This window comes from Mucilaginibacter sp. P2_D11, from assembly GCF_056404435.1.
Genome location: NZ_JBFUEA010000007.1, coordinates 254,873 through 278,762, shown reverse-complemented (window position 1 = coordinate 278,762; position 23,890 = coordinate 254,873). Strand labels below are relative to the sequence as shown.

18 protein-coding genes and 1 pseudogene are annotated in these 23,890 nt (G+C 47.3%); 14 read left to right on the top strand and 5 right to left on the bottom strand.

The genetic code is table 11. From position 1 onward, the window contains the following. The first annotated feature begins 481 nt into the window (after nucleotides 1–481). From AC1DXC_RS13400 to AC1DXC_RS13390, 3 genes are read left to right on the top strand one after another with little or no spacing between them, the layout of a single operon-like run. The gene (locus AC1DXC_RS13400) at nucleotides 482–2,197 is read left to right on the top strand and encodes an FAD/NAD(P)-binding protein (RefSeq protein ID WP_477459648.1); all 1,716 of its coding nucleotides are present in this window, start codon (nucleotides 482–484) and stop codon (nucleotides 2,195–2,197) included. Then, the gene (locus tag AC1DXC_RS13395) at nucleotides 2,194–2,778 is read left to right on the top strand and encodes a DUF1543 domain-containing protein (protein ID WP_477459647.1); all 585 of its coding nucleotides are present in this window, start codon (nucleotides 2,194–2,196) and stop codon (nucleotides 2,776–2,778) included. The genes AC1DXC_RS13400 and AC1DXC_RS13395 overlap by 4 nt, the downstream gene beginning before the upstream one ends. Next, the gene (locus AC1DXC_RS13390) at nucleotides 2,775–3,335 is read left to right on the top strand and encodes a GNAT family N-acetyltransferase (protein ID WP_477459646.1); all 561 of its coding nucleotides are present in this window, start codon (nucleotides 2,775–2,777) and stop codon (nucleotides 3,333–3,335) included. The genes AC1DXC_RS13395 and AC1DXC_RS13390 overlap by 4 nt, the downstream gene beginning before the upstream one ends. A gap of 68 nt (nucleotides 3,336–3,403) precedes the next feature. Here AC1DXC_RS13390 and AC1DXC_RS13385 read toward each other — a convergent pair whose 3' ends face one another. Both AC1DXC_RS13385 and AC1DXC_RS13380 read right to left on the bottom strand, forming a co-directional pair. Continuing rightward, nucleotides 3,404–5,851 carry a glycoside hydrolase family 95 protein gene (locus tag AC1DXC_RS13385; RefSeq protein WP_477459645.1) on the bottom strand — a complete coding sequence of 816 codons (2,448 nt, stop codon included), beginning with the start codon at nucleotides 5,849–5,851 and terminating at the stop codon, nucleotides 3,404–3,406. Nucleotides 5,852–6,017: 166 nt separating this feature from the next. Further along, complete coding sequence (locus AC1DXC_RS13380; RefSeq protein ID WP_477459644.1) at nucleotides 6,018–6,551, bottom strand: hypothetical protein; 534 nt, start codon at nucleotides 6,549–6,551, stop codon at nucleotides 6,018–6,020. A gap of 468 nt (nucleotides 6,552–7,019) precedes the next feature. Between AC1DXC_RS13380 and AC1DXC_RS13375 the strand changes: the two genes are divergently transcribed. Continuing rightward, the gene (locus AC1DXC_RS13375) at nucleotides 7,020–9,563 is read left to right on the top strand and encodes an ATP-dependent Clp protease ATP-binding subunit (RefSeq protein ID WP_477459643.1); all 2,544 of its coding nucleotides are present in this window, start codon (nucleotides 7,020–7,022) and stop codon (nucleotides 9,561–9,563) included. Nucleotides 9,564–9,632: 69 nt separating this feature from the next. On the opposite strand, the gene AC1DXC_RS13370 is transcribed toward AC1DXC_RS13375, so the two are convergent. The 3 genes from AC1DXC_RS13370 to AC1DXC_RS13360 all read right to left on the bottom strand — a co-directional run bounded on the left by AC1DXC_RS13370 (nucleotide 9,633) and on the right by AC1DXC_RS13360 (nucleotide 12,551). Continuing rightward, nucleotides 9,633–10,682 (bottom strand): carboxypeptidase-like regulatory domain-containing protein, encoded by a 1,050-nt coding sequence (locus tag AC1DXC_RS13370; RefSeq protein ID WP_477459642.1) that lies wholly within the window; start codon nucleotides 10,680–10,682, stop codon nucleotides 9,633–9,635. A 99-nt stretch (nucleotides 10,683–10,781) separates the two neighbouring features. Next, entirely contained in the window at nucleotides 10,782–11,699 is a 918-nt protein-coding gene (locus tag AC1DXC_RS13365) for a DUF6263 family protein (protein ID WP_477459641.1), read from the bottom strand. Between the two features lie 66 nt (nucleotides 11,700–11,765). Then, the gene (locus AC1DXC_RS13360; RefSeq protein WP_477459640.1) at nucleotides 11,766–12,551 is read right to left on the bottom strand and encodes a Fic family protein; all 786 of its coding nucleotides are present in this window, start codon (nucleotides 12,549–12,551) and stop codon (nucleotides 11,766–11,768) included. A 399-nt stretch (nucleotides 12,552–12,950) separates the two neighbouring features. Here AC1DXC_RS13360 and ilvD point away from each other — a divergent pair, with 399 nt between their 5' ends. The 10 genes and pseudogenes from ilvD to AC1DXC_RS13310 all read left to right on the top strand — a co-directional run bounded on the left by ilvD (nucleotide 12,951) and on the right by AC1DXC_RS13310 (nucleotide 23,879). Further along, on the top strand, nucleotides 12,951–14,663 hold the full coding sequence (ilvD, locus tag AC1DXC_RS13355) for a dihydroxy-acid dehydratase (protein ID WP_477459639.1): 1,713 nt from the start codon (nucleotides 12,951–12,953) through the stop codon (nucleotides 14,661–14,663). Nucleotides 14,664–14,753: 90 nt separating this feature from the next. After that, the gene (gene ilvB / locus AC1DXC_RS13350; protein WP_477459638.1) at nucleotides 14,754–16,508 is read left to right on the top strand and encodes a biosynthetic-type acetolactate synthase large subunit; all 1,755 of its coding nucleotides are present in this window, start codon (nucleotides 14,754–14,756) and stop codon (nucleotides 16,506–16,508) included. A 45-nt stretch (nucleotides 16,509–16,553) separates the two neighbouring features. Further along, entirely contained in the window at nucleotides 16,554–17,159 is a 606-nt protein-coding gene (ilvN, locus tag AC1DXC_RS13345) for an acetolactate synthase small subunit (protein WP_477459637.1), read from the top strand. A 121-nt stretch (nucleotides 17,160–17,280) separates the two neighbouring features. Then, on the top strand, nucleotides 17,281–18,339 hold the full coding sequence (gene ilvC, locus AC1DXC_RS13340) for a ketol-acid reductoisomerase (RefSeq protein WP_191188608.1): 1,059 nt from the start codon (nucleotides 17,281–17,283) through the stop codon (nucleotides 18,337–18,339). 92 nt (nucleotides 18,340–18,431) lie between these two features. Further along, the gene (gene leuC, locus AC1DXC_RS13335) at nucleotides 18,432–19,844 is read left to right on the top strand and encodes a 3-isopropylmalate dehydratase large subunit (RefSeq protein WP_477459636.1); all 1,413 of its coding nucleotides are present in this window, start codon (nucleotides 18,432–18,434) and stop codon (nucleotides 19,842–19,844) included. Between the two features lie 35 nt (nucleotides 19,845–19,879). Beyond that, a pseudogene (locus AC1DXC_RS13330) lies at nucleotides 19,880–20,286 on the top strand (GxxExxY protein). Nucleotides 20,287–20,366: 80 nt separating this feature from the next. Next, entirely contained in the window at nucleotides 20,367–20,957 is a 591-nt protein-coding gene (leuD, locus tag AC1DXC_RS13325) for a 3-isopropylmalate dehydratase small subunit (protein ID WP_477459635.1), read from the top strand. An 82-nt stretch (nucleotides 20,958–21,039) separates the two neighbouring features. After that, nucleotides 21,040–21,834: a methyltransferase domain-containing protein gene (locus AC1DXC_RS13320; RefSeq protein ID WP_477459634.1), complete on the top strand. Its 795-nt coding sequence runs from the start codon at nucleotides 21,040–21,042 to the stop codon at nucleotides 21,832–21,834. A 139-nt stretch (nucleotides 21,835–21,973) separates the two neighbouring features. Further along, the gene (gene leuB, locus AC1DXC_RS13315) at nucleotides 21,974–23,044 is read left to right on the top strand and encodes a 3-isopropylmalate dehydrogenase (RefSeq protein WP_477459715.1); all 1,071 of its coding nucleotides are present in this window, start codon (nucleotides 21,974–21,976) and stop codon (nucleotides 23,042–23,044) included. A gap of 76 nt (nucleotides 23,045–23,120) precedes the next feature. Then, nucleotides 23,121–23,879, top strand: a complete 759-nt coding sequence (locus tag AC1DXC_RS13310; RefSeq protein WP_477459633.1) for a class I SAM-dependent methyltransferase — start codon at nucleotides 23,121–23,123, stop codon at nucleotides 23,877–23,879. Nucleotides 23,880–23,890: the final 11 nt, after the last annotated feature.

Sequence of the window (23,890 nt, the reverse complement as noted above, 5' to 3'; positions counted from 1 at the left end):
GTAGTATTATTGGTTTGCTGCTATCGGATAGGGCTTATATTATCGGCACGTAAAATTAACTACCCGCCCTTTGTTTAAAATGGATAATATCCAAAAAAAGATGGACGATATCGCTATCCGATAAGCTGAGTGTTTTACTATAATTATTTATATTAAATTTAACATGGCTGGCTGATCCGAACCTCCGAGAAGACTTACGCACAAAATAGACCATTCCGAAAATACGCCTATCCGCATGCCTTACCCTTCCCGCTGCAGGGCATGAAATCGCCACAAGCCGCATTATTGCATGCTAACATTAGGTAGCTTACAAAGGAAAGGCATGCCCCTTAACAATGCTTAACCTTTTTATGCTAACTATTAAGCGATATTGGGATAGTTATTAAGCTAAAATCCCCTCCGCCTTTATCCGCACAAGTTAAAACAAATCCCGGTGTTTTCCATTTAGTATCAGGCCACGTATCGGCTATCCGGCATTTTTATGAACAAAAAACGCATCGCTATAATTGGTGGTGGCCCAAGCGGGCTATTTATGTTTAAAAGATTGGTTGATGCCGGTGATTCCAGCATCACCATAACAGTATTCGAGCAGAAAAAACAGCTTGGCGCGGGAATGCCCTACAGTCCGGAGGGTGCGAACGACGAGCATATCACTAATGTATCGGGCAATGAGATACCTGATTTGGTAACTTCCGTTGCCGACTGGATTGCCTCGGCACCGAAGGATTTGCTGGATCACTATCAAATCACCCCGCAAAGCTATAACGACTGCAAAGTGCTGCCGCGCCTGCTTTTCGGGCAATACTTGTCGGCCCAATACGATTTATTGATGCAACAGGCCCTGAAGCTTAGCATAAGCGTAGATGTGTATTTTGAAAGCACGGTTACTGATATTATCGACGAACCGAACGAAAAGCAAGTTGCAGTAGAAGTGAATGGCAATCGCCTGCAACATTTCGATATTGTAATCATCTGCACAGGGCACAATTGGCCAAAAAAATACGAAGACAAGGTGCCGGGTTATTTTGATTCGCCGTATCCCCCTGCTAAGCTTTATATCAAAACAAATCATCCGGTTGCCATCAAGGGCTCGTCGCTTACTGCGGTGGATGCGATACGCACACTGGCACGCGGGAACGGGAAATTCTCGATAAAAAAAGACGGTACGCGTGTTTATCATTTGGGTGCCAATAGCCCTGACTTTAAGATTATCATGCACTCGCGCAACGGGCTGCTGCCTGCAGTGCGGTTTCATTTAGACAACCCGCACCTGGAGAACGACTCCATATTGAGTGAGGAAGAAGTAGATGAACACATCAAACACAATGATGGCTTTCTGTCGCTGGATTATATTTTCGAGAAGGACTTTAAAGAACCCATCCGCGAAAAGCAACCTGATTTTTATGCCCACATTAAGGAGATGAGCATGGAGGAGTTTGTTACGGAGATGATGGAAAAGCGAGAGAGACAAGATGCCTTTGAGTTGCTGAAAGCTGAATATGCAGAAGCAGAACGTTCCATAAAAGCAAACAAATCTGTTTACTGGAAGGAAATGCTGGGCGTATTAAGCTTCGCGATGAATTACCCCGCAAAGCATTTATCTGCCGAGGATATGCAACGGCTGCAAAAAGTATTACAGCCGCTCATCTCTGTGGTGATCGCTTATATTCCGCAAAGCTCCTGCGAGGAACTGATGGCTATGCATGATGCTGGGATATTGAAAATTGTTTCAGTTGGAGACGATAGCGAGGTAAAACCGGGACACCCGGTTGGTGCGATATATGAGTACACAGATGATGCCGGTAAAAAACACGCCGACCATTTTGAAACCTTTGTAGATTCAGTAGGGCAGCCCCACTTAGCCTATGACGACCTACCTTACCCAAGCCTAATCAAAAACAAATCGGTAACACCTGCCACACTGAAGTTCGGGGATGCCGAAAAGGGTAAGCAGGCAATAGAAAAAGACGCGAGGAAAGTTAAAACAGATGGCAAAGGCAATTATTATTTGATAGTACCCGGCATTGCCGTAAACGATAACTTCCAGGTAATAGATGAACGTGGCGCACACAACGACCGTATTTATATGATGGCCGTACCGTATATTGGCGGCTACAATCCCGATTACTCGGGACTTGATTTTTGCGAAGCAGCGTCAGGGCTAGTTATGGAAGCCTTGCTTAAAATCAAAGTATGAGCGCACAAACATCAACCGAAATGAAACTATACATGCTGCTACTTGGCTCTAAAGCGCCCGGCCGGCATGTGGAGCAGCACGACTTTTTCTTTGGGATAGCCGCATCGTTAAAAAAACTGGTGCCCAATATCAAAGCCTTTTGGAAAAACACCGGCAGCACCCTCCACATCGATGGCTGGCGCGAGGTAAATCATGTAGATGGCTACCGCATCAGCGTCATTTTGAAAGAAGAAGCGAACCTGCTAACCGAACACCACCTGTTCTTCATTAACCTGGGCGGTTACCAATCTGGAAAACTGGAAGAGCAGCATTACACCATCTTAACCGTACAAACCGAACGCGCCGCTGCCATACAGCAATCAAAGAAAACAGTGTTCTTCCGCAATAACACCATCGCCGGCATGAAGGGGGCTAACTCCCACATTGATGATAAGTACGGGATCGATGTGGATGATATCTATAACATCGAGGATTTGCTATCACCCGAATTAAAAGAGAAATACCACATCGAGATAACACCCGCCGAGGGGTTGCCCGAGGATGAAGTGCATTTGGGTTATTTCAGATTGGAGAAGTTATGACCCGCCCAGCCACCCCTTCCGATGCTCCCGTTATCTCCCAGCTCATACAGTTGGCCATGGGGATGCCGCTTGCAGGCAAATTCGCCAATAGTAATGACCCTTCCATTATCGATGCGCTTTTCACGCGCTTTGCGGGGTTAAAGGGCAACCAATACAGCTATGAGAATAGCTTGCTTTATGAAGAAGACAACGCTATTTGCGGGGCGATAGTGGCTTATGATGGCGGCAAGCTCGACGAATTGCGCACCCCGTTTTTAACCTATACCCGCGCCGAACTCGGCTTCGGCGGCACACCCGAGGATGAAACCCAACCAGGCGAATATTATATTGATTGCCTCGCAGTTTTCCCGCAACACCAAGGCAAAGGTATCGCCAAAACTTTGATAAAGGCGCTGTTCGAGCGCGCTGCCTCGTTAGGGTACAATAACGTAGGCCTGCTTGTAAGCAAGGGGAACGAGAAAGCGCAAAAGCTTTATGCGGGACTTGGATTCGAGGTTGTGGGCGAAAAGGGCTTGCTTGGGGGCAGGCATTATCATTTGCAAAAGCAATTAATATAGAAATTAATAAACCCGTCATGCTATCCTTAGGTCTCCCCCGAATGGCATGACGGGTTATCAACAATTATCTATTTAACTGCCAGTATTTGGTAAGTGGCCCCTTTCCTGGCTGCAAAGGTAAGCAGATAGCTGCCTCCATCGGGTTTAGACGTACCTACGCCTGCAATTTTTACGGGCCAGTTGCTGCGCAATTGGCATTGCCCGCCTACTACCGATGTAACGGTAGCAGCAGTTAATTTATGCGCCTTCCAACTGATGCCCACCTCAAAGTTACCGCGTGCCTTAAGGCCTTTTACGGTACCGCTCTCCCAGGTATCGGGCAGGGCGGGCAGCAGGTAAACATCGCCTGTTTGGCTTTGAAGCAACATTTCGGCAATGCCTGCCGTTGCACCAAAGTTGCCATCTATCTGGAACGGCGGGTGCGCATCGAATAAATTGGCATAGGTACCGCCGCCCTGGGCGTAATCGGTTCCTTCTTCTCCGGTGAGGTGCAGCAGGTCGCGCACTAACTTGTAGGCGTGATTGCCATCCTGCAAGCGCGCCCAGAAGTTTATTTTCCAGGCCTTGCTCCATCCGGTGCCATCGTCGCCGCGCAGTTCAAGCGTCTTGCGGGCAGCGGCCGCCAAATCCGGCGTGGTAAGCGGCGAAATCTGCTCTCCCGGGAAAAGTCCGAAAAGGTGTGATACATGGCGGTGGTGCGGGTCGGTTTCGTCCCAATCTTTATACCACTCTACCAGATTTCCTTTTTTGCCCACATGGAAAGGCAGCAATTTAGCTTGCCGCGCAATAACGGTATCGCGCAACGCCTTGTCCAAATTCAATTTTTTTGATGCGGCAATATAATGCGCAAACAAATCGCGGATAATCGACATATCCATGGTGCTACCCAAAGCAACGGTGCCCACGTTGCCGTTCTCGTCCTTAAAAGCATTCTCGGGCGATCCGCTCGGCGCGGTAACCCAGTAGCCATCCTTATCTTTTACCAGCCAACCCAGGGTAAAATCTATCGCGCCCTTCATCAGGGGGTAGGCTTTATTGCGCAAAAAGGCTTCGTCTTTAGTGAACAGGTAGTGGTCCCAAAGGTGGCGGCACAACCAATCGCCGCCCATGGCCCAGTTGGCCCACATCGGGTCGCCAAAGCCATCGCCCACGGGGTTAGACAATGCCCATATATCGCTATTGTGGTGCACCACCCAGCCGTTCAAATTATAAAACTCCTTGGCGGTTTTCTTGCCGGTAACCGCCAAATCGGCGGTAAGGTGCAGCAGGGGCTGGTGCAGCTCGCTCAGGTTGGTTATCTCGGCAGGCCAGTAGTTCATCTGCGCGTTGATATTGGTGGTGTAGTTAGAGCTCCACGGCGGGCGCAGCTCGTTGTTCCATATGCCCTGCAAATTGGCTGCCGTGCCGCCAGGTCGCGAGCTTGAGATAAGCAGGTACCGCCCGAACTGGAAGTACAGCGTTTCCAGCCCCACGTCTATATCGCCTTTGGTGTAGGCCAGCAAGCGTTGGTCGGTAGGCAGGGTAACGGTATCGGGGCGGCTGCCGGTTAGTTTCAGCGACAGGCGGTTGAAATAATGGTGATAATCGTTCAAATGCGCGGCCAGCAATGCGGCGTACGGCTTCAGGGCAGCGGCTGCGAGGTATTTTTTGCTGATGGCCAGCTCATCCTTACCCTGGGTAACGGGGCTTTTATCGAAGCCATTGTAGCTGGTTGCTGCCGATATGTATATGATAACCTCTGTGGCATGGTTGATGCGGATACCCGAAGTATCCGCGGCGATTGTGCCGCCTTTGTTTACCACTTTGGTAAGCCAGGCGTAGCGCACGCCCTTGGTAAGCGAATCATCGTATCGCAGCGGATCGCGGTGCAGGTTGATGTAGTTGGGGTCTACATGGGTAGGCGCTTTGCCCGCGATGAGCAGGGTATTGGGCGATACGACGGTCTTGGTATTCTTCAACTGCGTAGCGGCCAGCACTTTCAGGCTAAGCTGCCCGGGCTTATTGGCTGTGAGCCTGATTACCATTACCTGGGCAGGAGCCGAAGAAAATACTTCGCGTTTATAGGTAACGCCATTGGCCGTAAACTTTGTGGTGGCGATGGCGTTGCTGATGTCGAGGTCGCGGTAGTAGGCGCTAACCGTGCCCGTGTTTTGTTTGATGCGGACATCGCCAAGCGGCAGGTAGCTTTCCGAGTAATGGCCCTGCATCTTCTTGCTCAGCTCGATGGCCTTTTTATAATCGCCCGCGAAGATAGCCTCGCGCACTTGTGGCAGATACGCTGGTGAACCGGGGTTTACGGGACCAGATACCGGCCCGCCCGACCACAAACTGCTTTCGTTAAGTTGGATAAGCTCATCCTCCGGCTTGCCGAATATCATGGCACCCAGGCGACCGTTGCCAACGGGCAGCGCCTGTGTCCAGCGTTTAGCGGGCTGGTTGTACCAAAGTTTGAGGGGTTGCTGGCACAGGCCGGCAATCGGCGCCGCAAGCAGCATCAAGGCAAATAGCTTCTTCATAGTTGGGTTATCGGTTATGACAATCGATTGTAATTAACCTTCTAAATAACACTTGTTTTGGCTGGAATCAAAACATTGGCAGGGATTTATTTTACGCAAACGTTGCCGTAGTGGTATTGCAGTTGTTCCCAAAAGTCCGGGATTTGGCTTCAAAAGAATTAACCCATTATCTTTTCGCAGCCCCCCGGATATAAATCACCGGCGGCTTTGTAGATACCATCACAATCAACATATCCGGAAATGCTGTTTTAAAGTAAGGCATTTCGCTGGCTTTTATAACGGTTACGCGGGTTATTTTTTTTGAAGGGAAGTGGATATTGGTTGTATCGGTGATTAACTTGTCATCCCATATAAACAATGCCTTATTCTTTTGCTCGTCGGCTTTTACGTTGCTATTCAAAATCTCCTGTAGTGAAAGTTGTCTATCGTTAAGCAGGCTATCCAATACTTTATGATTTTTTAAAGTGATGTAGATTGCGCCATTTTTGTGTCTAGCATCCCTTTCTATCGTGATTTTCTTGATTTGGTTCGGATTAATAAAATGAAGGACATTGGCTGTACTATCCATTTTAATCGAGTCGACGTAATAGGCAGGTTGAAAACCCTGTGGCACTCGCGGATTAGGGTATAGTATGCTGGTTTGCGCCTGGCCCACCAAGGCCGACATCATCAAGGCAACGGCAATGAATATTCCTCTCATCTTTCATAATTTCCTCCTATGATGCTGCACCACTGTCCTTTCCATAAATTTCATGTAAAATTCATCGGATAACTTGTATATTACGATACAAATCCTTTGGTTTGCTTTTGACAGGACGGGACAAACCGGGGAATAAAAGCCACATGCCGTATTGTCATACCGGGGATGACTAATTGCCCTGCTTAAATAAAAAAACAGGGTTTACCGGCAAGACACTAAACTAATCCGTCGAAAACGCATCTCAACAATAGGTTTTTGCCGTATTTATATAAAAATCAAGCGGTTCTAAAGTTAAGAAAACAAAAGACGCAATTATCTTATTCCGTTTAAGCAGGGTGTTTATCACCGGATTGTCTGTTTACGATTAAGAAAAAAAACTGGCAACATTGTTGATAAAACTAAAAACTATCGCCTTGATTACTTAAAACAATTTTATAGATTAGGACGATCATAATCAGAAAGGTATATATGGAAGCTAAATTTTCGCCGCGTGTAAAGGATGTGATACAGTACAGCAGGGAGGAGGCGTTGCGCCTTGGCCATGATTATATAGGTACAGAGCACCTTTTGCTGGGCCTCATCCGTGATGGCGATGGCGTGGCAATCAAACTATTAAAAGGGCTCACTGTTGATACCGCCAAACTGCGCCGCGCCGTGGAAGATGCCGTGAAAGGCACCATAGGCACCAACGTGCATATAGGCAGTATCCCGCTGACCAAACAAGCCGAAAAAGTATTAAAGATCACTTACCTCGAAGCGAAGATTTTCAAGAGCGACGTTATAGGTACCGAGCACCTGCTGCTCTCTATCCTGCGCGATGAAGACAACATCGCTTCGCAGATATTGACGCAGTTCAGCGTTAATTACGAGGTGTTCAAAAGCGAGGTAGAATCGCACAAAAATGATGTTACCGACGAGATGCCAGGCTCATCTACCGGTGGCGACGACGATTTTAAAGAGGACGACAGCTTTACCCAGCCCAAAAAGGTTTCGGATATCAAATCTAAAACCCCGGTGCTGGATAACTTTGGCCGCGACCTGACCAAAGCTGCCGAAGAGGGCAAGCTAGACCCAATCGTAGGCCGCGAAAAAGAAATTGAACGCGTATCGCAGATACTATCCCGTCGTAAAAAGAACAACCCCATCCTTATTGGCGAACCAGGCGTAGGTAAAAGCGCCATTGCCGAAGGTTTGGCACTGCGGATAGTACAGCGCAAAGTATCGCGCGTACTGTTCAACAAACGCGTGGTTACTTTGGATCTTGCCTCTTTAGTGGCAGGCACCAAATACCGAGGACAGTTCGAAGAACGTATGAAAGCGGTGATGAACGAACTGGAAAAATCTCCGGATGTTATCCTGTTCATCGATGAGATACACACCATTGTTGGTGCGGGCGGTGCAAGCGGCTCGTTGGATGCCTCTAACATGTTCAAACCGGCTTTGGCCCGTGGCGAGATACAATGCATCGGCGCAACAACCCTTGATGAGTATCGCCAGTACATTGAAAAAGATGGCGCTTTGGATCGCCGTTTCCAAAAGGTGATGGTAGAACCTGCCACGCCTGCTGAAACGGTAGAGATACTGAACCGCATCAAAGAAAAATACGAAGAACACCACGGCGTAACTTATACTGATGAGGCCATCAATGCTTGCGTTACCTTAACCACGCGCTACATTACCGACAGATTTTTACCGGATAAGGCTATCGACGCATTAGACGAATCGGGCTCGCGTGTGCACTTAACCAATATCCATGTACCGCAACAGATACTGGATATTGAGCAGAAGATAGAGCAGATAAAAATTGAAAAGAATAAGGTTGTACGCAGCCAGAAATACGAAGAAGCAGCCAAACTGCGCGATACCGAAAAGCACCTTTTAGAGGAGCTTGACCAGGCTAAAGCCGTTTGGGAAGCCGAAACAAAATCTAAACGCTACACGGTATCTGAAGATAACGTGGCCGAAGTAGTTGCCATGATGACCGGTATCCCCGTACAGCGCGTGGGTCAGGCCGACAGCCTGAAACTGCTGAACATGGGCGAGACCATCGCAAACAAAATCATCGGCCAGGACGATGCTATCAAAAAACTTACCCGCGCTATACAGCGTACCCGAGCAGGTTTGAAAGACCCTAAAAAGCCAATAGGCTCGTTCATATTCCTGGGCCCAACCGGTGTTGGTAAAACCGAGCTTGCTAAAGAGCTTGCCCGCTTTATGTTCGATACCGAGGATGCCCTGATACAGATAGACATGAGCGAATACATGGAGAAATTCGCCGTATCGCGCTTAGTGGGTGCGCCTCCGGGCTACGTAGGTTACGAAGAAGGTGGACAGCTGACCGAAAAGGTACGCCGCAAACCATACGCCGTGGTGTTGTTGGATGAAATTGAAAAAGCACACCCTGATGTATTCAACATCCTGCTGCAGGTATTGGATGAAGGCCAACTGACTGATTCTTTAGGCCGCAAGGTTGATTTCAGGAACACGATTATCATCATGACCTCGAACATCGGCGCACGCCAGCTGAAAGATTTTGGACAGGGCGTTGGTTTCACTACCGCAGCAAAAACCACTCAGGCAGATTCGCACTCGCGTGGCGTAATCGAAAACGCTTTGAAACGCGCTTTCGCTCCCGAGTTCCTGAACCGTATCGACGATGTTATCGTGTTCAACTCATTGGGTAAAGACGAGATATTCAAAATTATCGATATCGAGCTTGCTGCCTTGTTTGGCCGCGTGAACAGCTTGGGTTACAAAATAGAGCTGACATTAGCGGCGAAAGAGTTCATTGCCGAGAAAGGTTACGATTCGCAATTTGGTGCACGTCCGTTGAAACGCGCTATACAGAAATACCTGGAAGACCCCATTGCCGAAGAGATACTGAAAGGCGAACTTACCGAAGGCGATACCATGGAAGTAGACTACGACAAAGATGCCGAGCAGGTAAAAGTGGTAGCCAAAAACAAAACCGCCGGCGAAGACAAAACGCCCGAAGAAGAGCAACAGCAATAAGCTAAGCTTTTGAGATATTGCAAGCCCCCGGAGAAATTCGGGGGCTTTTTTGTTGAGATGGTACGCTTGTCACTTATCCACCACCGGTTCATAATCTACCGGCAGCAGTTGGGCAATACGGTATCGCCCCCAATCGCCTTCAAATAATACGTATGCCGGGTTAGAGATGATGCCATTCTGATCGAAAAAAGCATAGTTAGCTTTTATAGTTAAAATAGTGGAATCCGAGCTCTTATATTTAATGTATAAACAATCGTCGAAGCCAATAGCATAAATACCGGGCAAATCTGTAGGATGCAAAAAAGTTGAGGCAACAATGGGTACCTTCACCAGCGTTTGTATAAACTTGTTATTCAAACCATTTGCAGCCGGATTTGGCTTCCTTATCAACCGGTAAATTACAAACCCTTCCTGTGCCGTACTGTCTACAATTAACGAGCGCAAAAAGTGCATGGAGGAGCCAAGATAAGTTTCACGCCGTCTTTTTTTCCAGCGGCGTTTTTGGGTGGGCGAACCCTGCATTTCCTCAAACGTAGATGAACCTTCAAAATACAACACGCCCGATTGTTCGTTCTTTTCAAACTTATTCAGCAGATACTTTATCCGATAGCCCAGGTACTTGTTTTCAATCACCAAAAAATCGTAGGACGAGCCGGTTAATATGCGCTTGCGTTTATCATAATCAAGCGAGAGGGCGTCGAAGTCGACTATTTTACAATCCTGGGCGGCGGTGGATGTACCTAAAAAATCATCCTTAAATTTCTGAAAGTTGTTCTCCCAATCGTTGTCTATTACTACCTTAACTTCTTTCAACTGGGTAGTTTTTGCTAAAAGCTTGATATCCGGCAGGCTGATAGCTTCGTTGGCCGCCCGTACTGTTTCACGGTAAGTATCAAAACCAACCACCGAAACTACGAACTCATATTGGCCGGGTTTTACGCCCCTTAAGCTAAAACTGCCATCCTCTGCAGTTTTATCGCCCACCGTGGCGTTACTCAAAAACACACTGGCATTGGCAATAGGTTTGTTATCGGCAGCGTTTATAACCTTGCCGGTAATGGTTATCTGTGCCAGGCACGCAAAGGGTGTAAGCAGAAAAAGTAAAAAGCAATATCTCATATGGTTTAGCACTCAGACGGTAAACGGAACTACATCCGATTTGAACACTTAGAAACAGAAAAGGGGATCAGCTACCTCAAAGGCGGCTTCTTAAAACCGTTAATTACTTCCTGTAAACTTCATCAAAATCTTCATCGGATATGATAACTCTATCGGTCCGCCTTCCGTTTTTTTAACCTCTGCCGTCGCCGAGATATCTTTGGTGATTTGGCTTTCGGTAATCCAGCCGGTAACCTTATCTATCTTCATCCGGGCGTTATAACTGCCGGTTGGTTGCACTAATCGTATAAAATAGCCTGCCGATTTTTTAAAGAGCGGTTCTTTGTCAGACATAATAACAGCAGTACCGCTTACATCGTAATATTTATCGGTAATGGCGTTCAGCGTGTAGGTGGTTTTTGTAGTTATCGAAATAGCCGCCGCCTCTATGCCGTTTGTGGTTGTCCAGCTACTCTTTACCGCAAGTGGCTCTTTTGGGAATATAACAAAGGTTTCCTGCAAGTTCCCCTTAATACTTTTCTCACCGAATGATTGCCTCATCTGCGTCATCATCTGTGCTACCTGGGCTTCACTCAGCTGTGGAAAGTCTTTTGCAATACCGGCAAACAAACTGTCGATATTTCTAACCTCCAAAATTTTTCCGCGTTTGCTCATCACAATAAGGAAGGGCTTGTTAAGCATGCTACGTACAAATTTCGATACCAGATCTACGGATTGCGGGTCGCTATTGAATTCAATTATCTTACCGGCCACATCCATACGCATACCCAGTTTTTTATAAGTAACTTCCATTTCGTACAGAGTATCTTTTATAGCAATTACTTTGTGGGCCATAGTGCCGCTAATAGTTGTCTTCACCATCTGGTGTACGCCATTTATCAATTGGTCAATGTCCATATCCGCATTCATGGTAAGATTATAAGTGCTGTCTTTTTGGAGGTTAAGTTCGAGTTTGGCCGTTTGCGCGTAGCTGTTTATGCCGATAAACAGCAGTAATAAGGTTAGGATTTTTTTCATATTTCTATTTGCAGTCAGTTAAAGATGCAGATAGTTTTTAGGAATAGCAAATGGAAAAGGTCAAAGTCAGGCGTTCAATCCTTGCGGCAACATCCTCAAAAAAGGCATCGCCTTACTGTAGTCCAACGCCTCATACTCAAGGCCCAGCAACCTGATGTTCTTATAATAGGTAGCATGCTCATCGTAGTAATGTTTTTCCGATTGCAGGTACCAGGCCTTTTCACCGAGTTTCTCCGCCAGGAACCATTTTTCCAACAGCCGTGCGGCACGGCCGTTACCATCATAAAAAGGGTGTATCTTCACAAAAAGCAAATGGATAAGAGATGCGAAGAAAAATGCTTCGGCCACGTTTAGCTCAGCATCGAGCAGTCTGGCTATGTCCCGACATAGTCTAGCCAACTCATGTTCAACCTGTCCGGGCAAGCAGGCAACATACTCTATCTTGCCATCATTGGTTATCACAAACATATTATCCGTACGTACTTTGCCCCGTTGCTCATTTTGGAGTATGTGCCCGGTAAGCAAAACATGAGCCTGCCTCAGGGCCTCAGGATTTAGGCCGTTGGATTGCGCAAACAGGTATGCGTCGTAAAGATCATCTATCTTTTGCGTATAATCGGGCAGGAAATTAGCCCCGGATATTTTGTGTTTCACGAACGAATCAAGGTCTATCCGCTCGCCCTCTATCTTAGACGAAAACACTGCAGAAACAGAAGTATAAAAACTGAAAGTATCAGCAGAAAGGGGGCTATCTTGCAGTTGATCAAATTGCGTGGATATATTGGCAGGGAAACTGTCGTAGTATTCCTGCAATAAGTTGGTAGGCAATATTTCGAGGTCGAGTCTGCTCATTCCTGTCGCTAATGGTACAATGTTAACTAAATAACATTTGATTAATGTATTTGCGTTATTCAAATTAAATAGACGAAATTTATCGGGTCATTCCACCAACTTTCCCACCTCCGCACCCCATTTCAGGCAGAATTTCGACAACTTATTATGCATGCATAAAAATCATACCGAATACCGTTTTAAACTTTGGTATAAGTTGTTAAAAATTATATTTTATTAATATGTATATTTAACAAATTTTATTTCGATATAAAAATTAATAAAGCACAATATACTTTTTAAAAATATTTTTTTATTCTGTTGTTATTCGCGGGAGCTATATCTAACTTACAGAGACAGTTTAGAACCTAATTATCCGTCAACAAATTTACTGTTTACGTCAATCGTAAAATACAAAAAATGAGTTCATCATCAGATACTACCGCGGCTATAGAATTGAACAAGTATAGCAAAACCTTTACGCAGGACCCAACACAACCGGCCGCACAAGCTATGCTTTACGGCATTGGCTTAACCGACGATGACATGCGTAAGGCACAGGTGGGCGTGGCAAGTATGGGCTACGATGGTAACACCTGCAACATGCACCTAAACGATTTGGCCAAACTGGTAAAGCAAGGTATCTGGAACGAGGACATGGTGGGGCTAATATTCCATACCATTGGCGTAAGCGATGGCATGAGCAACGGCACCGAAGGCATGCGCTACTCTTTAGTGAGCCGCGACATCATTGCCGATTCGATTGAAGCTGTTACCGGCGCGCAGTATTATGATGGCATCATAACCCTACCGGGCTGTGATAAAAATATGCCCGGCTCTATTATGGCTATGGGCCGTTTAAACCGCCCTTCTATTATGGTGTACGGCGGTACTATTAAACCCGGCCACTGGAAAGGCGAAGACCTGAACATCGTATCGGCATTTGAGGCCTTGGGCAAAAAAATGGCCGGCACTATCACACCCGAAGACTTTTTGGGCGTGATTAAAAATGCATGCCCGAGCGCGGGTGCCTGTGGCGGTGTTTACACGGCCAATACCATGGCTGCCGCCATCGAGGCGTTGGGAATGAGCTTGCCTTACTCGTCATCAAACCCAGCCTTAAGCGAAGAGAAAAAAGCAGAGTGCCTGGCAGCAGGCGCGGCTATAAAGATACTATTAGAAAAGGACATCAAGCCATCAGACATCATGACCCGCGAAGCATTCGAGAATGCGATGGTGGTTATTATGGTATTAGGCGGCTCAACCAACGCAGTATTGCACATGATAGCCATGGGCAAAAGCGTAGGCGTAAAAATAACACAGGACGATTTCCAAACCGTAAGTAACCGCATACCGGTACTGGCTGATATGAAGCCAAGCGGTAAATACATGATGGAAGACTTACATAACGTTGGTGGTGTTCCGGCTGTGATGAAATACTGTCTGGCTCAAGGCTGGTTGCATGGCGATTGCCTTACCGTTACCGGCAAAACCATAGCCGAAAACTTAGAATCGGTGCCCGAAATGAACTTCGATACGCAAAAAATCATCTTCCCGGTAGAGAACCCGATAAAAGCAACCGGTCACCTGCAAATCCTTTATGGCAATATCGCCGAAGGCGGCAGCGTTGCCAAAATCAGCGGTAAAGAAGGCACTCATTTTGAAGGCCCCGCTCGCGTGTTCGATGGTGAGTTTGAATTGATAGCAGGCATCCAAAGCGGCCGTGTACAAAAAGGCGATGTGGTGGTTATCCGCAATGTTGGCCCTAAAGGCGCGCCAGGCATGCCCGAGATGCTGAAACCAACCTCGGCCATATTTGGTGCCGGATTGGGTAGTTCGGTAGCGTTGATTACCGATGGCCGCTTTAGCGGTGGTACGCATGGTTTCGTAGTGGGCCACATCACCCCGGAAGCATACGATGGTGGCGCAATTGCCCTCATCAAAGACGAAGACAAGATTATCATCGATGCTACGACCAATAAAATTAATGTGATCCTGTCCGACGAAGAAATGGCGGCCCGCAAAGCAGCATGGCAGCAACCGGCACTTAAGGTTACCAAAGGTTTACTATACCGCTATGCAAAAACCGTTACATCGGCAGCAGAGGGTTGTGTTACGGATGAGATGCCTTAAAAGGATTAAGGACGAAGAGATAAAAGACAAAAGAATAAACAAGCCACCTAAATCGGTGGAATCAAAATAATCAGTGTAATCGGTGTCAATATGGAAGTACAAACAATCACACAAGAAATCGGTGAAATCACGGCAGAATCTGTGAAAGCACAGGCAGTAGAAGTTTCAGGGTCGGTAGCTTTATTAGAGGCTTTGATTGTGGAAGGTGTGGAAACCATTTTTGGTTACCCCGGCGGCGCTATCATGCCAATTTATGATGCGTTATACGATTACAAGGACAAATTAGACCATATCCTGGTGCGTCATGAGCAGGGCGGCATACATGCCGGTCAGGGTTATGCACGTACCTCAGGCAAAGTGGGTGTGGTATTCGCCACCAGCGGCCCCGGCGCTACCAACCTGGTTACCGGTTTGGCCGATGCACAGATAGACAGCACACCATTGGTTTGTATCACCGGGCAAGTTTTTGCGCACCTTTTAGGTACCGATGCTTTCCAGGAAACAGATGTGATCAACATCACCACCCCGGTTACCAAATGGAATTACCAGGTTACCGATGCTACCGAAATACCGGAAGTTATCGCGAAGGCATTTTACATTGCCAAAAGCGGCCGCCCCGGTCCGGTTTTGATAGATATCACCAAGAACGCACAAATACAAAAATTCAGCTACGAGGGTTACGTAAAATGTAACCATATCCGTAGCTACCGGCCAAAACCTATCGTTCGCCCGCAGTATATACAAGAGGCTGCCGAATTGATCAATTCGGCCAAAAAACCCTTTATCATCTGGGGACAAGGCGTAATATTAGGCAGTGCCGAGCAGGAGTTTAAAACATTCGTAGAGAAAAGCGGCATACCAGCGGCTTGGACCGTATTGGGCGCAGGCGCTATCCCTACCGACCATCCTTTGAATGTTGGCATGCTGGGCATGCACGGCAACTACGGGCCGAATGTACTGACTAACGATTGCGACGTGCTCATCGCCATCGGCATGCGTTTCGATGACCGTGTAACAGGTCGCCTGGATAAATACGCCAAACAGGCAAAGGTTGTCCATCTGGATATTGACCCTGCTGAGATCGACAAGAACGTAAAATCAACCGTACCCGTTTGGGGCGATTGTAAAGAAACCCTGCCAATGCTAACTGCTTTGGTTGAAGGAAAACAGCACACCGAATGGCTGAACACTTTCAATGAATACACTGCAAAAGAAGTTGAGGCAGTTATACACAAAGAATTGAACCCCGAAAGCGGCGAAATGACCATGGGCGAGGTTGTCAAACAACTGAACGAGATTACCAAAGGTGATGCGGTTATCGTAACCGATGTGGGCCAGCACCAGATGGTGGCCTGCCGCTATGCCAAGCTCAACAAAACCCGCAGCAACGTTACCAGCGGCGGTTTGGGTACCATGGGCTTTGCCCTCCCTGCTGCTATAGGCGCAAAATTTGGTGCGCAGGAGCGCGATGTTGTTGCCATCATCGGCGATGGCGGTTTCCAGATGACCTTGCAGGAACTGGGTACCATTATGCAAAGCAAAGTTGATGTGAAAATCATCATCCTTAATAACCGTTTCCTGGGCATGGTTCGCCAGTGGCAGGAACTGTTTAACGAGCGTCGCTACTCTTTCGTAGATATCCAAAGCCCCGATTTTGTGATGGTGGCAAAAGGCTACGGTATTGATGGAAAATCAATTTCGGAACGCGAGGATTTGATCCCTGCATTAAACGAAATGATGAGCCACAAAGGCGCATTCCTGTTAGAAGTAATGGTTACCAAAGAGAACAACGTGTTCCCGATGGTGCCTCAAGGATGCAGCGTAAGCGAAATAAGATTAAAATAAAAGCCCCTAACCTCCGCCGGCTGGCGGAGGAATAAACAAAGCGACATGGAAATTGCAGAAAACGAAAAGCAGGAATTCAATATAACGGTATATACCGAAAATCAGATAGGGTTACTTAACCGTATTGCTATTATATTTACCCGCCGAAAAATAAACATCGATAGCTTAAACACCTCGCCATCAGAGATAGAGAGCATCCACCGTTTCAACATCGTAATTACCGAATCTGAGGATGTGGTGCGCAAGCTTACCCGCCAGATTGAGAAACAGGTAGAGGTGCTAAAGGTGTACTACCATACCAATGAGGATGTGGTTTGGCAGGAAATGGCGCTGTACAAAATGAGCACCGACGTTATTGCCGAAAAGGTTAGCGTAGAGCGTTTATTGCGCGAGAACGGCGCCCGTGCGGTAGTTATCCGTAAGGATTATACCGTGTTTGAAACAACCGGACACCGCGAGGAAACCGATAACCTGATCAAAATCCTTCAGCCATATGGGTTGATAGAATTTGTACGCAGCGCCCGCGTAGCCATCATCAAAAAAAGCGACGGCTTCAACAGCAAGCTCCGCGAATTTGAAAGGCTTGAACCAGGTGAAGATGTGGTAGAGAACGAATATTTGAACAAGGGGCAGAAGGTGTTTACGATGTAAGGATTAGAGGCAAGAGAAAAGAGCCAAGAATCAAGAAAAGAATCAGTTACAAATCATAATAAAAATCAATCGGTGAAATCATCCCAAATCGGTGAAATCACAAAAATCAAACAATAAAACAATGGCAAAACTAAATTTCGGCGGTAGTGAAGAAAATGTAGTAACCCGCGAGGAGTTCCCTTTATCAAAAGCTCAGGACGTATTAAAAGACGAAGTTGTAGCAGTAATTGGCTACGGTGTTCAAGGTCCGGGCCAGGCGCTCAATCAAAAAGACAACGGTATCAACGTAATTGTTGGCCAGCGTAAAAATTCAAAAACATGGGATAAAGCTATCGCTGACGGCTTTGTACCCGGCGAAACCCTTTTTGAAATTGAAGAGGCCTTAGAAAGAGGAACCGTTATTTGCTATTTATTGAGCGATGCTGCACAGATAGCTTTATGGCCAACCGTTAAAAAACACTTAACCCCGGGCAAAGCATTATACTTTTCTCATGGTTTCGGTATCACTTTTAACGAGCAAACCGGCATCATCCCTCCTGCTGATGTGGATGTATTTTTGGTTGCTCCTAAAGGATCAGGCACATCATTGCGTCGCATGTTCTTACAGGGCCGTGGCTTAAACTCAAGCTACGCTATCTTTCAGGATGCTACAGGCAGGGCTTTTGAGCGTGTTATCGCTTTAGGTATTGCTGTTGGTAGCGGTTACCTGTTCGAAACCGATTTCCGTAAAGAAGTATTCAGCGATTTAACCGGCGAGCGTGGTACGCTGATGGGTTGCATCCAGGGTATCTTTGCAGCACAATACGAAGTATTGCGTGCTAACGGCCACTCACCTTCAGAGTCTTTCAACGAAACTGTTGAAGAGTTAACCCAATCGTTAATGCCATTGGTTGCAGAAAACGGTATGGACTGGATGTACGCCAACTGCTCAACCACTGCACAACGCGGCGCGCTTGACTGGTGGAAGAAATTCCGTGATGCTACTAAACCGGTATTCGAAGATCTTTACAAAAGCGTTGCAACCGGTGTTGAATCACAAAAATCAATCGATAGCAACAGCAAAGACGATTACCGCGAAAAACTGGATGCTGAATTAGCAGAATTACGCGAAAGCGAATTATGGCAGGCCGGCAAAACTGTACGCAGCTTGCGTCCGGAAAATCAGGCTGTAGAAGCATAAGAAGCCCCCTAACCCCCTGAAGGGGGAACAAGGTTGACAATAATTAGCGATGGGTTTCAAACCCATCGCTATTGTAAATTATAAGAAAGACAATGGGACAGACATTATTCGACAAAATTTGGGATGCGCACGTCGTCAGTAGCAACGAGGGTTTCCCGGATATTTTATACATCGATACACATTTCATACACGAGGTAACCAGTCCGCAGGCATTTGATGGTTTGCGCACCAGAGGCTTACCGGTTTTCAGGCCAAAACAAACCGTTGCCACGGCCGACCACAACGTCCCCACCTGGGACCAGCACCTCCCCATTAAAGAAGAACTTTCCCGCTACCAGGTTGATATGCTCACCAAAAACTGTGCAGAGTTCGGCATCGAGCTTTACGGTTTAGGGCATCCTTTCCAGGGTATCGTCCACGTTATAGGTCCCGAGCTGGGCATCACCCGTCCCGGTGGTACCTACGTTTGCGGCGACAGTCACACCTCTACACACGGCGCATTTGGTGCCATTGCTTTTGGTATCGGCACCTCGCAGGTAGAGCAGGTAATGGCTACCCAATGTTTACTGCAATCTCGCCCCAAAAGGATGAAGATTGAAGTGAACGGCAAGCTGCAAAACGGCGTTGGCGCCAAGGATATCATCCTGTACATCATCGCACAAATTTCGGCAGCAGGCGGTACCGGTTACGCGGTAGAATATGCCGGCGATACCATCCGTAGTTTAAGCATGGAAGGCCGCATGACCATCTGTAACATGAGCATCGAAATGGGTGCCCGTTGCGGTTTAATTGCGCCCGATGAAACCACCATTAATTATGTAAAAGGCCGCGAATTTGCCCCAAAAGGCGAAGCGTGGGACGAGGCAGTAGCTTACTGGCAAACTTTGTATTCTGATGAAGATGCAGATTTCGACAGTGTATTAAGCTTTAAAGCCGAAGATATTGAGCCGATGATCACCTACGGAACCAACCCGGGGATGGGCATAGGCGTTACACAGCACGTACCCGAAACTGCCTCCTTTGAGCAGAAAGAACAGGGTTCCTACAAAAAAGCCCTTGATTACATGGGCCTGCACGATGATGAGCAATTATTAGGCAAACCTATCGATTACGTATTCATCGGCAGCTGCACCAACTCGCGTATAGAAGACCTGCGCCAGGTGGCCGAATTTGTAAAAGGCAAGCACAAGGCCGATAACGTTACCGTATGGGTAGTGCCCGGCAGTAAACAAGTACAGGAACAAGCCATCCGCGAAGGGCTGGACAAAATATTCGATGCAGCAGGTTTCCCGCTGCGCGAACCGGGCTGCAGCGCATGCCTGGGCATGAACGAGGACAAGATCCCCGCAGGCAAATACTGCGTATCCACCTCCAACCGCAACTTCGAAGGAAGGCAGGGGCCAAATTCCCGCACCTTCCTGGCCAGCCCGCTAACAGCGGCAGCGAGTGCGATAACGGGAGTGGTGACGGATATAAGAGAGTTTTTATCCGCTGAAGTTGTCTGAACTCGAATTTTAAGGAATTCATAGAATTTTACAGAATGGAATTGAAGAGGCAACCCGAGGAATTTAAAGATTGCACAAGCCGAATTATCGGTTGCGCGATGCGGGTGCATTCTGTCTTAGGAAATGGATTCCAGGAAGCAATATATCAGCGGGCGCTGGAAATTGAAATGGCGCTTGAAGGATTAGGTTTCGTAAGAGAATTCGAAATGCCGATTTCTATAGAGCAGAGCAGATTGGAACCCGCAGGGTCGACTTCTTTGTTGAAGGAGAAATCATGGTAGAGTTGAAAGCTTTGATAGCATTGGAGAATGTGCATTTAGCCCAAGGAATTAATTATCTCGAAGCTTACAATATCAAAATCGGCTTACTGATAACTTTCGGAGCAACAAGCCTTCAATTTAAACGGTTATTAAACAAAAAGTATAGTCAAAGCTTGAACTAAAGAAATTCAAAGATGGCAACTAAAATTCTGCCCATTCATTAAATTCCTTAAAATTCGAGTTCAGACAAAAAGAAACGATTATGGCAACCAAAATATTCAAACATATACAAACCAGCGTAGTGCCGCTGCCTATCGAGAACATCGATACGGACCAGATCATCCCGGCAAGGTTTTTAAAGGCTACTACCCGCGATGGCTTTGGCAATAACCTTTTCCGCGATTGGCGCTACGATAACGAGGGCAACCCTAAACCGGATTTCGTACTGAACGAGCCGATCTACAGCGGCAAGATATTGGTAGCAGGCAAAAACTTCGGTTGCGGAAGCAGCCGTGAGCACGCCGCATGGGCAATTGCCGATTATGGTTTTGATGCCGTAGTAAGCAGTTTTTTTGCCGATATATTTAAAGGAAACGCACTAAATAACGGCCTGTTGCCCGTGCAGGTAAGCGATGATTTCCTGGCGAAAATATTTGCAGCCGTTTTTGCCGATCCGCAGGCGGTGATAGAGATAGACCTGGTAGACCAGTTCATTAAAATTGTAGCCACCGGCGAGCAGGAAAGCTTCGAGGTGAACCCTTACAAAAAAGCCTGCATGACCAACGGCTACGATGATATCGACTACATCCTCAGCAAAAAAGAGCTGATAGCGGAGTTTGAGGAATCGAGATAATACTTGGCTTTACCGATAGCGATGGGTTTGAAACCCATCGCTATGCAGGAAAACACCAATGACTCAATGACCCAATGATACAATGACCCAACAAAAAGAGATAAAACGCGAAGGCAAAGGCACCGCCAAACTATTCGATGAGCGTAGTTTGGAAGTAGATTATGCTACCCTGCCTCCCCTGCTGCAACCGGGCTGGAAAGTGCTGGATGTAGGCTGCGGAACAGGCGCTATCTCTAAAGACATTGCTTTGGCAGTTGGTTCAACGGGCCATGTAACGGGTATAGATAACACGGCATACTTTATCGAAAGCGGAAAGGAAACTTATGCAGCTATCGATAACCTGGAGTTGATCCATACCAGCCTGTTTGATTACGAACCGGCAGAAACGTTCGACCTGGTAACATCGGCAAGAACCCTGCAATGGTTAAGCACCCCGCAGGAAGCGGTGGTAAAGCTGAAATCGATGCTGAAACCGGGCGGCATTTTGTCTATCCTGGACTATAACCATGAGGCATTGGAATGGCAGCCGGAACCGCCCGCAAGCATGCGTAAGTTCTACGCTACTTTTTTACGCTGGCGGGGAGATGCAGGCATGAACAACCATATTGCTGAAGACTTGCCGGAGTATTTTGCCGAAGCAGGCTTAAGTGATGTTGAAGTATTGGAGGCCGACGAGGTTTACAAAAAAGGCGATGCCAATTTTGCGCACAAGATAGGCATCTGGTCATCGGTAGCGAAGATGACGCAGATGGTGGATGAAGGCTACATCAGCAATGAAGACCGCCTGCAAGCCATAGAAGAATATAATAACTGGATAGAAACCGACGCGGAACTGATGGTGATGAAACTAAAGGAAGTACGCGGAGTAAATAAATAAAACACCACGTCATTGCGAGCGAAGCGCGGCAACCCTCGGCACGTAGAGCCCTAAGCAAGGCCGACCTGCCTGCAGAGGATTGCTTCGTACCTCGCAACGACGGGTAGAGATAAATGACGGATAGAAAATAGATATGGGAATCAAAAAACACATATTAGTAATACCCGGTGATGGCATCGGCCCCGAGGTTACCACCTGGGGAAAAGCTGTTTTAGAGAAAATTGCAGCCAATTTCGGTCACGAGTTTACTTTCGACGAGGCACTGATGGGCCACGCCGGAATAGAGGCAACCGGCAGTCCACTGCCCGATGAAACCCTGGAGAAAGCAAAAGCAAGCGATGCAATCCTTTTTGGTGCCATTGGCCACATTAAATATGATAATGATCCATCGGCCAAAGTTCGCCCGGAGCAGGGCTTGTTAAAGATCCGTAAGGAACTGGGTTTATACGCCAACCTGCGCCCCATCATGTTGTTTGATGAGCTGCTGGATGCATCAAGCCTGAAACCGGAGATACTAAAAGGAACGGATATCCTGTTCTTCCGCGAACTGACCGGCGATGTTTACTTCGGCGAGAAAAAACGCAGCGAAGACCGCAACACCGCATCCGACCTGATGATCTACAGCCGTTACGAAGTAGAGCGCATTGCCATAAAAGCTTACGAAGCCGCCATGGTGCGCGGTAAAAAACTTTGCTCGGTAGATAAAGCAAACGTGCTGGAAGCTTCACGCCTGTGGCGCGAGGTGGTACAGGATATTGCCAAACAATACCCGGAGGTAGAAACCGAACACATGTTTATCGATAACGCCGCCATGCAGCTGGTTAAAAACCCTAAAAAGTTCGATGTGGTATTAACCGCCAACCTGTTCGGGGATATCCTAACCGATGAGGCCTCGCAAATTGCAGGTTCGATGGGTATGCTGGCATCAGCATCAATCGGCGATGGCACAGGCTTCTTCGAGCCTATCCACGGTTCGGCACATGATATTGCCGGGCAGGACAAAGCCAATCCGCTGGCCTCTATTCTATCGGTAGCCTTGATGCTGGAAATCAGCTTCGGCCTCAAAGACGAAGCCAAAGCAATCACTGATGCCATAGACAAAACCTTAAAAGACGGACACCGCACCGGCGACATAGCCGATGCAAATACCGACAAAAGCAAAATATTAGGCACTAAAGCAATGGGCGAAAAGGTGTTGAGCTACTTGTAGATGTGCAGATTTCAAATGTGCAAATATGCAGATGAAGCACCAATGAACTAATGAACCATTGAACGAATGAACTAAAATGAAATGGAACGCTGAATTATACGACGATAAACACGCCTTCGTATTTCAATACGGAGAGAATGTGTTGGAATTATTGGGCATTCAGCCTGATGAGCGTATCCTTGATCTGGGCTGCGGTACCGGTTATTTAACCAACCAGATACAGCAAAAAGGCGCGAAAGTTACAGGTATAGATGCGTCGCCGGATATGATCGCGAAAGCAAAGGCTACCTACCCCGAAGTGGAGTTTTTTGTGAAGGATGGTACCGACTTTCATTTCGATGAGAAATTTGATGCCGTATTCTCCAACGCTACCCTGCACTGGATAAAAAACGCCGATGCGGCCATTAAATGTGTTTACGATGCGCTTAAACCCGGCGGCCGATTTGTGGCCGAAATGGGCGGCAAAGGCAATGTACAGCAACTGATAGCGGCTACCCGCCAGGTATTGCGCAAACACGGCTACACCCGCCAGGCCGAAACCGAAGTTTGGTATTTCCCTTCACTGGGCGATTATACGAGCAGGCTGGAAGCTGCAGGGTTCCGCGTTGCGTTCGCTTCGCACTTCGACCGAAAAACGCCCTTGCAGGATGGCGATGAAGGCGTGGCCAAATGGATCACCATGTTTGCCCCGCTCTATTTGCTAGGCATCCCGCAAAGCGAAAAACAGGAACTATTAAAAGAAATAACCGCGCTGCTGGAACCCGTTTATAACGAAAATGGACAGTGGTATGCCGATTATAAAAGATTAAGATTTATCGCCGTTAAGGAGATATGAGACGTGAGATT